The organism is Propionivibrio sp. (assembly GCF_017995515.1).
Lineage (GTDB): Bacteria > Pseudomonadota > Gammaproteobacteria > Burkholderiales > Rhodocyclaceae > Propionivibrio.
Genome location: NZ_JAGOIT010000017.1, coordinates 1 through 12970 on the forward strand (window position 1 = coordinate 1; position 12970 = coordinate 12970).

Here is a 12970-nt window from a genome sequence, read left to right on the forward strand (position 1 = left end):
AAATCGTCAAAAACCTTCAAAAATTCATCCCCAATCGAAACCGACCGCGACCGATTCGACCCAAACCCCACAAGTCTCATGCCTACAAATCCGCACCATGACAAAGTGCTAAGTCATGAGGATTGGGTGCTGACCCGACCCCTCGACGGCAACAATCGCCTTGGCTTGATTGAAATCGTCAGCATAACCACTGCCGTAAAGACAGCACGCCAACTGGTTCGCAATCGGTGCCGGGAGCGCCACTTCACCCGCAAGAACCCGTCGTATCCAGTCGGCCGTGGTTCTTGCATCGCACGTTTCGGGCAGATGCGGCAAAGCCTTGAGGCTGTCGTGCTCAGCTTCGAAGAGCGTATCGGTCACACCATCATGCAGATACTCGATGCGCGGGCGTCGCCGCGGGTTGGCGAACGGCTCGCCCTCGGTCCCCCGCAGCAGGAGCGCATGCACCCCCAAGGCACCAAGTACTTCACGCATAGAATCCAGATAGTCCGGATGGGTTGCCGCCGCCAACAGCAGTCCCTGACCTTTGAAAGGATCGAGCATTTTTACCAGGCTGTGCGCGCTGTTGCGCAAGCCGAGGCGACTACGCAGCGCGAGTTGCGTATTGAGTCCGGGAGAAATCACCGAGAGCGGAACGAACGCCAACCCACTCTCGTCGAGTGATTGTTGTGCTTGTGACTGGCTGGCGCACGGAAGCAGACCGAACTCACGGAAGATCTGGGCCGTCGTCACGCGCCCGTACCCTTCGATCAAACCGTGAATCAGCACGGGAATCGAGTAGCGCCGCAAGAGCATCGCCAAGAGTGGCGTCAGGTTTACCCCCTTGCGCGCCCCGTTGTAGCTCGGAATAACGACTGGCCGGAAACGTCCGGGCGGCTTCTGCAGTGAATGCAGCCGCTCGTTCGCGGCTGACATGAAACCGATCATTTCATCGAAGGTTTCGCCTTTCACGCGCAAGGCAATCGCGATGGCACCCAATTCAAGCTCGGGCACGCCCCCATCGAGCATCGCCCCATACAACTGCAGCGCATCCTCGACGGACAGATCGCTTGCACCTTCGCGCCCACGCCCGAGCTCTTTGATGAAATGTGCGTAATTCATGCATTCTCCGCGAGTCATTCACGACAAGGACGATGATGCTCGATTTCGCCTTTGACTAAGCGACATAACAAGATGGTTCCATCGATCATGTGAGTCCGCCACACCAACCGCGTGTCGGCACTAAAGTGCCGTGCTTCAGCGCAGCCAGCGCGCGCCATCAAGCAAACGGATCGCGAATCGCACACAGAAGGCAGCCCGCCAAAATGAAAGATGAGAACGCGTCACGGACGAAGCAACGTCCATGCCAATCCCCGAGGCACTATAATCGTCCGGCGGTATGGCGCGAGTCAGCCGCGTTGCTCCAACTTGGTGCAACACGGGACTCGCTTGCTTCAAACTCGTGCCGCGTTACTTGACACGCTGCAACTTGGGGCGAGCCGGTGGCGGCGTAGGTGATTCGGGATCAGGACCCGGCACCGACTCGTTATCACCCTGCGGCTCGTTTACCGACCCATCGGTTTCAGGCTCGAAGGCCATCCCAGAGCCGTTTTCCTTCGCATAGATCGCCGAAACGTTGCCGATTGGGACATAGATTTCGCGGGCGACGCCACCAAAACGCGCCTGGAACGCAATCTCATCGTTGCCGATGCTGAGATGCCCGGTCGCCTCATAACCGATGTTCAGGACAATCTGCCCATCGCGAACAAATTCGCGAGGAACACGGGCTCGCCCATCGGCAACGACCACGATGTACGGTGTAAAGCCGTTGTCGCAACACCACTCATGAATGGCACGAATCAGATAGGGCTTGGTCGATGGCAGGTTCACGCTTAGTCCTTGAAAGGAACTGACTGAGAAAACAAAAACACCCGGTCTGGCAAGAACCGGGCGTCATCAAAAACATCACTCGCAGGACACGTCAGCGGCGCATGGCCTTTTCGGACGGTGTCAGTGCGTCGATAAACCCCTGGCGACTGAAGATCCGCTCCGCGTACTTCATCAAAGGCGCTGCGGATTTTGGTAGTTCGATTTCGTAATGATCCAGACGCCACAACAATGGCGCAATCGCCACGTCGAGCATGGAAAAATCGTCGCCGAGCATGTGCTTCTGCTTGACGAACACCGGCGCCATTTCAGTCAGGCGCTCACGAATCGTCTGCCGTGCCTTGTCGGCGGTCTTCTGGTTCTTTTCCAGCGCTTCGATGTACGAGAACACCTCGCGCTCCATCGTGATCAGCAATTGCCGCGCCCTCGCCCGCATGATCGGGTCTGCCGGCATCAATTGCGGATGCGGGAAGCGCTCATCAATGTACTCGTTGATGATGTTCGGTTCGTACAGGATCAGGTCTCGCTCAACCAGCACCGGAACACGACCATAGGGGTTGACCATGGCAATGTCCTCCTGCTTGGCGAAGAGATCGACATCGATCACCTGGAAGTCCATCCCCTTTTCGTAGAGAACGATGCGGCAACGTTGGCTGAATGGACAAGTGGTGCCCGAATAGAGATTCATCATGATCAATACCCCAAAAAAACGAACCGGCATCGGATCGGCATGAGCGACTTAACGCACGGATACCGGCGATGCCGAAGCCTGATTACTCAGGCGGTTACAAGTTAACTCAATTCTTCTCGACGTCTTTCCAGTAGTTCTTCTTCAGCGCATAGGACACGCCCAGAAGAACAAACAGGAAGACCAGAACCCCGATGCCAAGATTCTTTCTGAAACCAGCGCCCGGCTCTCCGGCCCAGACAAGGAATCCGACGAGATCTGCGATCTCCTTGTCGTACTCGGCAACCGACAGCTGTCCGGGTGTGGCGAGCTTCAACGCATGCGTCTCGGCATCAAGTACCAGCTCTCCCTGCAATTCCCAAAGAGCGTGCGGCATCGCAACGTTCGGGAACAGGGTGTTGTTCCAGCCGTTCGGCCGCTTTTCGTCCCGATAGAACGAACGCAGGTAGGTATACAACCAATCCGCACCGCTACCATCCGCGGAAGCTCGCGCCCGGGCAACCAGCGTCAAATCCGGAGGCGCGGCGCCAAACCACTGTTTCTGCTCAGCCGCGCGCGCTGCCACACGCATCGGATCGCCGATCTTGTCCGCGGTGAACATCAGATTTTCGATGACCTGCTGCTCCGACAAGCCAAACTCGGTCAATCGGTTATAGCGAACAAAACTCAGGCCGTGACAGTTCATGCAGTAATTCACGAACACGCGCGCACCGTTTTGCAGTGCCGCCTTGTCGCCCTGGACGTCGGGCGCCTTGTCCAGATGCACAGCCGCGCCCGCAGCCAAAGCGATGGTCGGAGCAAACACCAGCGCCAGCAGGAATTTCTTCATGATGTCCGCCTTCATTTGAACGTCACCCTTTCCGGAACCGGTTTGCACTTGTCGATTTTCGACCACCACGGCATCGTCAGGAAGAACAAAAAATAATACAGGGTCATCAATTGCGCTACTGGCGCGCCCGGAATGACACCGAAGAACGCGTATTCGGGCGGCTTCGTTCCCAAGAGACCGAGAATCAGGAAGGAAAACACGAACAGGACAAGCAGAGTCTTGAAGATCGGGCCGCGATAGCGAATCGACTTGACCGGACTGCGATCGAGCCACGGCAGGAATGCAAGAATCACGACACCGGCACCCATCGCCACCACGCCCCAGAACTTCGCATCCAGCCCCAACAACGGCCATACCATCGCACGCAGCATCGAATAGAACGGCGTGAAGTACCAGACAGGCGCGATGTGCGGCGGCGTTTTCAACGGATCGGCCTGATAGAAGTTGTTGTACTCGAGCAGATAACCGCCCCCTTCGGGCGCGAAGAAAACGATGCTCGCGAACACGATCAGGAAGACGACTACGCCGACAATATCCTTGACCGTGTAGTACGGATGGAACGGCACGCCATCGAGCGGAATACCGTTGGCGTCGAGTTTGTCCTTGATCTCGATGCCATCCGGGTTATTCGAACCAACCTCGTGCAACGCCAGGATGTGCGCGACAACAAGGCCGAGCAATGCCAGCGGCACGGCGATAACGTGAAACGAGAAGAACCGGTTGAGCGTCGCGTCGCCGATCACGTAGTCGCCACGAATCCAGATCGACAACGGTTCGCCGACCAACGGGATCGCCGAAAAGAGGTTCACGATCACCTGCGCGCCCCAGAAAGACATTTGCCCCCAGGGAAGCAGGTAACCCATGAACGCCTCGGCCATCAGCACGAGGAAAATCAGCACACCGAAAACCCAGATCAGTTCGCGCGGCTTCCGGTAGGAGCCGTAAAGCATGCCGCGGAACATGTGCATGTACACGACAAAGAAGAATGCCGAAGCTCCTGTCGAATGCATGTAGCGAATCAACCATCCCCACTGCACATCCCGCATGATGTACTCGACGCTTGCGAATGCGACGGGGATTCCGTTGGCGTTGAGCGATCCGTCCGGCTTGTAGAACATGACCAGAAAGATCCCGGTAATGATCTGAATTGCGAGCACAACGATCGCCAATGACCCGAAGAAGTACCAGAAATTGAAGTTCTTCGGCGCGTAGTACTCCGACAAATGGCTGCGCCACATCGACGTCACCGGGAAACGCACATCGAACCACGCCAGCAGATTGCCGAGTACGGACCCGTCGGATTTGTACTTTTCGTAAACCTTGTTCGAAGCCATGTCTTATGCCCCTTTCCCGTCTTCGCCGATCAAGATGCGGGTATCGCTGAGATACGTGTGCGGCGGCACTTCCAGGTTGGTAGGCGCTGGTTTGTTCTTGTAGACACGGCCCGCGAAGTCGAAGGTCGAACCGTGACATGGACAGAGAAAACCGCCCGGCCAGTCTGCGACCATCCCCTCTTCGGCCCCCTTCTTGAACTTGGACGTGGGAGAGCACCCAAGGTGCGTGCAGATACCGACAGCGATCAGCAAATTGGGCTTGATCGAGCGGGTCTTGTTCTTGCAATATTCGGGCTGCTGCTTGTTTGCCGAATCGGGATCGGCGACGGCCTCATCGAGTCCAGGCAGCGAATCCAGCATTTCCTGGCTTCGGTTGAAAACCCAGACCGGCTTGCCGCGCCATTCGACCGTAATCATCTGCCCCGGCGCTAGATTGCTCACATCGACTTCGACGGGGGCGCCGGCAGCTTTGGCTCGTTCGGATGGAAGCATGCTGGAAAGAAAGGGCACCAACGCGGTGACTGCCCCTGCGCCGCCGACCGCAGCAGTCGCGATTATCAACCGCCTTCTGCCGCAGTCCACTTTGCTTGTTGTGCTCATCGTGCGGATCCTCTGAACGAAATTACCAACAGTGATACATAAGTGTCGGACTATACGCTAAAACCCACCTCGAATGAAGAGGAGCGGGGCGCTAAGGCCCTAATCCACAAGCGATCTTCGCTCGCGCATGGCCTGCGCCAGCGTCCCTGGATCGACGTATTCGAGTTCGCCACCGACAGGAACGCCGCGCGCGATTCGCGAAACGCGCACGCCGCGACTGTTGAGCATTTCAGTCAGGTAATGCGCCGTAACTTCCCCTTCGTTGGTAAAGTTCGTCGCCAGAATGACCTCTTGAACAACGCCGTCGCAGGCCCGATTCAACAGTCGCTCGAGGCGCAGCTCGCGCGGCCCGATTCCATCAAGCGGCGACACCCGTCCCATGAGCACGTAATACAGACCGGAATACGCATGCGTCTGTTCCATCATGTTCATGTCGACCGGCGTTTCAACCACGCACAGCAGGCTGGCATCGCGCTTGGCTGACGAACAACGATCGCAGATCTCGGCTTCAGTAAACGTGTTGCATCGTTCGCAATGGCGCAATGCACCAAGTGCTAGCTGCAGTGCATCTGCCAGACGCTGGGCGCCCGGCCGATCACGCTGCATGAGGTAGTAGGCCATGCGCTGCGCAGACTTTGGCCCGATGCCAGGCAGGCAACGCAACGCCTCGATCAATGACTCGAGGCTGGATGGCGTCGTCATCAGAACGGCAGCTTCATTCCCGCCGGCAGGTTGAGACCAGCCGTAAAGCCGGCCATTCTTTCCTGCGAGACCTGCTCGGCACGACGCATGGCGTCATTTACCGCCGCCGCGACCAGATCCTCAAGCATTTCCTTGTCATCCATCACCGAAGCGTCGATCGTGACACGGCGGACGTCGTGTGCGCAGGTCATGGTGACCTTGACCATCCCCGCTCCCGATTGCCCCTCGACCTCCACCAGAGCCAGCTGTTCCTGGGCCTTCTTCATGTTCTCCTGCATTTGCTGCGCCTGCTTCATCAGGCCGGCGATTCCGCCCTTCATCATGGTGTTTGCCTCTACGTTATGTTGTTAAACGGGTTTGATGGATGATTCGATAACCGTTGCATCGAAGATGTCGATGACTTCGCGCACGAAACCGTCCTGCTCGACCGAGGCCACCGCCCGCTCCTGAAGCTCATCGCGTCGGCGCCGGGCCGTCGCAGCCGGCGTCTCGCCGGCAACTTCTTCAAGACGGATGGCCATTTGCATGCTGCGGCCGAAGTACTCGGAGAGCGACTGCTGCAACTTGTCCTGCGCCGGTTTCATTTGCAGGTGACGATGCGCGGGCGCGAGACAGAGCTCGATCCGCACGCCATCGAGCGCCCGCATTTCGCAGTGCTGACCCAGTTCGCGCGCCATACCGCCCAACTTGAGAGCGGCAAGAATCGTGTGCCATTCCTCGCTTCGCGACTCGGTGTCCACGGTAGGCGGTTCGACCATCGCCGCTTCTGATGACGAATGATTCTCGTCGCCAGATGAAGCAACGACCGTTTCCACGCGCCGTTCGACAGACTCTGGCATCGCTGCCGGCGTGACGACACTCGACCGATCTTCGCTTGTTTCCAGCATCGCAGGCCGTTCGGCCCGTATCGCCTTGACAGCCACCGCCTCCGGCGCTTGCCGATGCCCGGCCGAACCGCTGTCGACCGCTGGCCGGAAGGTGTACAAGCGCAACAGTGTCATCACGAAACCCGCCTGCTCGCCGGGCGCCAGCGGCAGCTCCTTGCGACCATGCACTGCAATCTGGTAAGCCAGCTGAACAAATTCCGGATCTAGTTGAGCAGCCAACTCGAGAAGCCGCTCGCGCTCGGGAAGATCCGCAGCAACGGATTGCGGTGCCAACTGCGCGACCTGCAGTCGCGTCAGCAGGCCAGCCATTTCCTGAAGTGCGGCGTCAAACGAAAGGCTACGGGTCGCCATGCCGTCGGCCACCTGAAGCATTCCCGACACATTGCCGGCAACCAGCTCGTCAAGGATCGAGAACAGATAGTCGAGATCGACGCTGCCGAGCATGTCGCGCACCTGCGCTTCCTCGACCCTGCCGGCGCCATGCGCGATCGCCTGATCGAGCAGCGAGAGCGCGTCGCGCATGCTGCCCGAAGCCGAGCGCGAGAGCAGATTGAGCGCACCCGCTTCCGCCTCGATTCCCTCGACGCCAAGAATATGCTTCAGGTGCCCCGCGATCAGCGGCGGCGTCATCTGCTTGAGGTTGAACTGCAAACAACGCGAAAGCACGGTCACCGGGATTTTCTGCGGATCGGTCGTCGCCAGGATGAACTTGACGTGCTCGGGCGGCTCCTCCAGCGTTTTCAGCATTGCATTGAAAGCCGAATTCGAGAGCATGTGCACTTCGTCGATCACGTAGACCTTGAAGCGACCGCGGGTCGGCGCATAGACGGCATTCTCGAGAAGCTGCCGCATTTCGTCGACCTTGGTGTTGGTCGCCGCATCGACTTCAAGCAGATCGACGAAACGTCCGGAATCGATTTCGGTGCAAGCGGAACAAACCCCGCACGGGGTTGCAGTTATGCCATTCTCGCAATTGAACGACTTGGCCAGAATTCTAGCCAGCGTCGTCTTACCGACACCACGCGTCCCGGTAAAAAGATAGGCGTGATGCAAGCGCTGATCCGTCAGAGCATGCGTCAGAGCACGCACGACGTGCTCCTGACCGACCAGACTCTCGAACGTCTTTGGGCGCCATTTGCGCGCCAATACTTGATAACTCATGGCTGGATTTTACCCCGGATTCCCGTCATCAAATGGTGCAAAGTCCGCAACCACAACTTGGCGTGGCGCCGTGAATCAGGCGCCACAAAAGCCAGTAGGAGCACTGCAAATGGCGTCGCCGAATCAGCCCTCGGAACGCATCGCGCGGCGGCGTTCGTGCTCGGACAGGAAGCGCTTGCGAATCCGGAGGGTCTTGGGCGTAATCTCGACGAGTTCGTCGTCGTCGATGAACTCGACAGCCGATTCGAGCGTCAGTGCAACCGGCGGAACGAGGCGAACCGCTTCATCCGTACCCGAAGCCCGGACGTTGGTCAGCTGCTTGCCCTTGATCGGATTGACGACAAGATCGTTCTCGCGCGAGTGGATGCCGATCACCATGCCTTCGTACAGACGATCGCCAGGCACCGAGAACATGCGGCCGCGATCCTGCAGCTTCCACAGCGCGTAAGCGACCGCCTCGCCGTGCTCGGCCGAGATCAGCACGCCGTTGCGCCGCCCCGGGATATCACCCTTGACCGGGGCATACTCGTCGAAGACGTGGCTCATCAGGCCGGTACCACGCGTAAGGTTCATGAATTCGCCCTGGAAGCCGATCAGCCCGCGCGCCGGTACACGGTATTCAAGACGAACGCGGCCACGCCCGTCGGACACCATATCGACGAGGTCACCCTTGCGGTAACCGAGGGCCTCCATGACACCGCCCTGGTGCTGCTCTTCGACATCGAGCGTCAGCATTTCGTACGGTTCACACTGCTCGCCATTGATCGTCTTGAAGATCACCTTCGGACGACCCACAGCCAGTTCGTAACCCTCGCGACGCATGGTTTCCAGGAGGATGGTCAGGTGCAGTTCGCCGCGCCCCGAGACGAGGAACTGGTCGGTATCGGCCGTATCCTCGACGCGCAGCGCCATGTTGGTCAGCAGCTCCTTGTGCAACCGCTCGCGGATCTGGCGGCTGGTGACGAACTTGCCTTCAGTACCGGCGTACGGCGAGCTGTTAACCATGAAGGTCATGTTCAGCGTCGGCTCGTCGATCTTGAGCATCGGCAGAGCTTCCGGCTTCGCGGGATCGGTGATCGTGCAGCCGATCGAGAGTTCGTCGATACCGGTCACCAGCACGATGTCGCCGGCTACTGCCTCGTCAAGGGCCGTGCGCTCGATCCCCTTGAAACCGAACACCTGGTTGACCTTGGCGTTCTTCGGCGCGCCGTGCTCGAAGTTGCCGTCAGCATCGGGCTGGCCGTACATCACCGTAATCTGCTGCGCCGGCTTCAGCTTGCCGCGCTGGACGCGGCCGATGCCGATGCGGCCGACGTACGACGAATAGTCGAGCGCGGCAATCTGCAACTGCAACGGCCCTTCGATGTCGCCGGCTTCGGGCGCCGGCACGTAGTTGAGGATAGCGTCGAACATCGGGCGCATGTCGGCGCCGGGATTCTTCAGATCGGTCGTCGCATAGCCGTTGATCGCCGAGGCGTAGATCACGGGGAAGTCGAGCTGTTCGTCCGTCGCACCGAGTTTGTCGAACAGATCAAACGTGTGATCGACCACCCAGTCCGGACGCGATCCGTCGCGGTCGATCTTGTTGACCACGACGATCGGCTTCAGCCCCAGAGCGAGCGCCTTCTTCGTCACGAAACGCGTCTGCGGCATCGGCCCCTCGACCGCATCGACCAGCAGCAGCACGCCGTCAACCATGCCCAACACGCGCTCGACCTCGCCGCCGAAGTCCGCGTGCCCCGGGGTATCGACGATATTGATATGTACACCCTCGTAATCAACCGCCAGATTCTTGGCCAGGATCGTGATGCCACGTTCCTTTTCCAGATCGTTCGAGTCCATGACCCGTTCGGCAACGTGCTGGTGCGCCGCGAAGGTACCGGCCTGCTGCAGCAGCTTGTCGACCAGCGTGGTCTTGCCGTGGTCGACGTGGGCGATGATTGCGATGTTGCGAACGGAACGGGACATGAGAGGTAACTCTTTGAAAAAGGGGGAGGATTCTAGCACGCTCACGATATCGGATGTTGCGCGCCAAGGCCGATTGCATCGCGACGATTGCGCGTTCTGATGAGTGCGGACGGTCAGCGCTTCCTTGCGGCTTTCTCCGCAAAGCGGCGCGCAAGGTTCGGCAACGCTTTCGGATGCCGTTGCTCCTGATGGCGCAGACCGGTTCCGGGCGGCTGGAAAGCAGGGATCAATTGCCTCTTTCCATTACCGATCAAGTCGGCACGACCCATTTGCCGCAACGCGTCGCGCAATAGTGGCCAGTTCTCTGGATCGTGATAACGCAGGAACGCCTTGTGCAGCTTGCGCATGCGCCCGGCGCGCACCGTCTCCACCGCTTCCGATTTGCGCGTCACCTTTTTCAGCGGGTTGCGTTCCGTGTGGTACATCGCCGTGGCAATCGCCATCGGCGTCGGCAAAAAAGTCTGCACCTGATCCAGACGGAAGTTGTTGCGCTTGAGCCAGAGCGCCAGGTTCAGCATGTCCAGATCGGTCGTTCCCGGATGTGCGGCGATGAAGTAGGGAATCAGGTACTGCTCCTTGCCCGCTTCCTTCGAGAACTTCTCGAACATTGTCTTGAAGGCGTCGTAACTCGAAATCGACGGCTTCATCATGTGCGCCAGCGGCCCGGCCTCGGTATGCTCCGGCGCGATCTTCAGGTAGCCGCCGACATGATGCTGCACCAACTCCTTCACGTATTCCGGCGAACGCACGGCAAGGTCGTAGCGCAAACCCGAGCCGATCAAGACCCGCTTCACGCCTGTGACGGCGCGCGCCTTGCGATAAAGCTGAACGAGCGGCGCATGGTCCGTGTTCAGGTTTTCACAGATGCCCGGGAAAACGCAGGAAAGCCGGCGGCACGAGGATTCGATTTTCGGATCCTTGCATGCCAAGCGGTACATATTGGCCGTCGGTCCGCCGAGATCCGAAATCGTCCCGGTAAACCCCGGCGTCTTGTCGCGGATCTCCTCGATTTCGTGAATGATCGATTCCTCCGAACGGCTCTGGATGATCCGCCCCTCGTGCTCCGTAATCGAGCAGAACGTACAGCCGCCAAAGCATCCGCGCATGATGTTGATCGAGAAACGGATCATCTCGAACGCCGGAATCTTCGCATTGCCATACGACGGATGCGGCTTGCGCTGGAACGGCGCGGCGAAAACACCATCCATTTCGGGCGTCGTCAACGGAATCGGTGGCGGGTTGAGCCAGACGTCGCGGTCGCCATGCGCCTGGACCAGCGCCCGCGCATTGCCTGGATTCGACTCAAGATGAAAGGTTCGCGAAGCGTGCGCGTAGAGCACCGGATCGTCCTTCACCTGCTCGTAGGACGGCAGTCGAATCACGGTTCGCTGACGATCCAGTTTCGGCATGCGCGAATGAAACGTGACTGGTTTTGGCGCTACAGACGCCCCTCCCTCAACGTCGACATTCGAACACGACGCCGACGGCTCATCACTCGATGCCATCACATATGGATCGACGTGGCGAATGAGCGGCCCCGGCGCATCGACATCCGTCGAGTCAATCTCTGACCAATCACCGCCAGGCAACCAATTGCGCGGCACCATGAACGCCGTGCCGCGCAGATCGCGTATCTCGCCGATCTTCTCGCCCGCCGCCAGACGATGCGCCAGCGCCACGAGCGCGCGCTCGGCGCTGCCATAGATCAGCAGGTCTGCCTTCGAATCGGGCAGCACCGAACGCCGAACCTTGTCCGACCAATAATCGTAGTGCGCAATCCGGCGCAGACTGGCTTCGATCGAGCCGATGACGACATTGGCGTCCGGATAGGCCTCACGACAGCGTTGTGCGTAAACCACCACCGCCCGGTCCGGTCGCTTGTTCGGCTCGGCGTTTGGCGTATAAGCGTCGTCCGAACGAATCTTGCGGTCGGACGTATAGCGATTGACCATCGAATCCATGTTGCCGGCCGTCGCACCGAAAAACAGATTCGGCTTGCCAAGCGCCCGGAACGCCTTGGCCGAATGCCAATCCGGCTGCGCAATGATCCCGACACGGAAGCCCTGCGCCTCCAGCAAGCGCCCGACAAGTGCCATGCCGAAACTCGGATGGTCGATGTAGGCATCGCCGGTCACCAGAATGATGTCGCATGAATCCCAGCCAAGTTCGTCCATCTCGGTACGAGACATCGGCAGAAATGGCGCAACGCCAAACCGCCTGGCCCAGTACTTGCGGTATGAAAAAATGGGCTTTGATGACTCCACCGCCACGTCCTGACTGACAATTTTCATGAAGCTAACACCCCAATCCCGGCACTACGCCAACCGCCGTGAGGCACGGTGACTAAACAATGGCTCAGTCGCCACCGAAGGATCCGAAGCAAAAAAAACGAAAACCCCCGCAAGCTTTTGACTTGCGGGGGTCTTGTCTGGGGCGATGTACCGGGATCGAACCGGTGACACTCGGAATCACAATCCGATGCTCTACCAACTGAGCTAACACCGCCATTGTTCTGGCGCGCCCGGCGAGACTCGAACTCACAACCCCCGGCTTAGAAGGCCGGTGCTCTATCCGGTTGAGCTACGGGCGCGAGTCGCGTAACTTTTGGGCAATTGCTCCCCGCCGGTGCCGCAATCTTTACATCTATGTTACTGGTCGGGGCGGTGGGATTCGAACTCACGACCCTCTGCTCCCAAAGCAGATGCGCTACCAGGCTGCGCTACGCCCCGAGGAAGCGCGCATTCTACAGATGACGAATGTTGCGGTCAATCGAAAACAGCAGAAATTGTTCGATTCTTGGTTCGCCGTGTATGAACGAATGCAACCCATTCCACCACCGCCCCCGCGCGGCCCGCGGCTGTTTTCCAGCATCGCCGCGACGCACGGCACCCACCCGGACAACTTGCAGTACGCCCCGATTTCTGATATTTAATCG

The 12970-nt window shown here is 59.0% G+C and carries 12 protein-coding genes and 3 tRNA genes; 1 reads left to right on the top strand and 14 read right to left on the bottom strand.

Translation table 11 applies throughout. The features are described from left to right. Positions 1–108: 108 nt before the first annotated feature. The 14 genes from ybiB to KBA32_RS04515 all read right to left on the bottom strand — a co-directional run bounded on the left by ybiB (position 109) and on the right by KBA32_RS04515 (position 12764). On the bottom strand, positions 109–1101 hold the full coding sequence (ybiB, locus tag KBA32_RS04450; RefSeq protein WP_294355892.1) for a DNA-binding protein YbiB: 993 nt from the start codon (positions 1099–1101) through the stop codon (positions 109–111). Between the two features lie 348 nt (positions 1102–1449). Beyond that, positions 1450–1869 (bottom strand): ClpXP protease specificity-enhancing factor, encoded by a 420-nt coding sequence (locus tag KBA32_RS04455; RefSeq protein WP_294355895.1) that lies wholly within the window; start codon positions 1867–1869, stop codon positions 1450–1452. Between the two features lie 91 nt (positions 1870–1960). Next, a complete protein-coding gene (locus tag KBA32_RS04460; protein WP_294355898.1) occupies positions 1961–2557 on the bottom strand; it encodes a glutathione S-transferase N-terminal domain-containing protein in 597 nt (198 codons plus the stop codon). A 106-nt stretch (positions 2558–2663) separates the two neighbouring features. After that, entirely contained in the window at positions 2664–3398 is a 735-nt protein-coding gene (locus KBA32_RS04465) for a cytochrome c1 (RefSeq protein ID WP_294355901.1), read from the bottom strand. Then, positions 3395–4717 carry a cytochrome bc complex cytochrome b subunit gene (locus KBA32_RS04470; RefSeq protein WP_294355902.1) on the bottom strand — a complete coding sequence of 441 codons (1323 nt, stop codon included), beginning with the start codon at positions 4715–4717 and terminating at the stop codon, positions 3395–3397. Before KBA32_RS04470 ends, KBA32_RS04465 begins: the two co-directional genes overlap by 4 nt. A gap of 3 nt (positions 4718–4720) precedes the next feature. Continuing rightward, positions 4721–5317 carry a ubiquinol-cytochrome c reductase iron-sulfur subunit gene (gene petA / locus KBA32_RS04475; protein ID WP_294355905.1) on the bottom strand — a complete coding sequence of 199 codons (597 nt, stop codon included), beginning with the start codon at positions 5315–5317 and terminating at the stop codon, positions 4721–4723. 99 nt (positions 5318–5416) lie between these two features. Next, complete coding sequence (recR, locus tag KBA32_RS04480) at positions 5417–6019, bottom strand: recombination mediator RecR (protein ID WP_294355908.1); 603 nt, start codon at positions 6017–6019, stop codon at positions 5417–5419. Further along, positions 6019–6342 carry a YbaB/EbfC family nucleoid-associated protein gene (locus KBA32_RS04485; protein WP_294355911.1) on the bottom strand — a complete coding sequence of 108 codons (324 nt, stop codon included), beginning with the start codon at positions 6340–6342 and terminating at the stop codon, positions 6019–6021. Before KBA32_RS04485 ends, recR begins: the two co-directional genes overlap by 1 nt. Positions 6343–6366: 24 nt before the next feature. After that, positions 6367–8067: a DNA polymerase III subunit gamma/tau gene (gene dnaX / locus KBA32_RS04490; RefSeq protein WP_294355914.1), complete on the bottom strand. Its 1701-nt coding sequence runs from the start codon at positions 8065–8067 to the stop codon at positions 6367–6369. Positions 8068–8190: 123 nt separating this feature from the next. Continuing rightward, complete coding sequence (typA, locus tag KBA32_RS04495) at positions 8191–10035, bottom strand: translational GTPase TypA (RefSeq protein ID WP_294355917.1); 1845 nt, start codon at positions 10033–10035, stop codon at positions 8191–8193. A gap of 113 nt (positions 10036–10148) precedes the next feature. Then, positions 10149–12224 carry a YgiQ family radical SAM protein gene (locus tag KBA32_RS04500; RefSeq protein WP_294355920.1) on the bottom strand — a complete coding sequence of 692 codons (2076 nt, stop codon included), beginning with the start codon at positions 12222–12224 and terminating at the stop codon, positions 10149–10151. Positions 12225–12464: 240 nt separating this feature from the next. Next, positions 12465–12540 (bottom strand) — tRNA-His (locus KBA32_RS04505). 8 nt (positions 12541–12548) lie between these two features. After that, positions 12549–12625 (bottom strand) — tRNA-Arg (locus KBA32_RS04510). 62 nt (positions 12626–12687) lie between these two features. Next, positions 12688–12764, bottom strand: a tRNA-Pro gene (locus KBA32_RS04515). Between KBA32_RS04515 and KBA32_RS04520 the strand changes: the two genes are divergently transcribed. Next, the gene (locus KBA32_RS04520; protein WP_294355923.1) at positions 12737–12967 is read left to right on the top strand and encodes a hypothetical protein; all 231 of its coding nucleotides are present in this window, start codon (positions 12737–12739) and stop codon (positions 12965–12967) included. The two genes, KBA32_RS04515 and KBA32_RS04520, sit on opposite strands and share 28 nt — an antisense overlap. Positions 12968–12970: the final 3 nt, after the last annotated feature.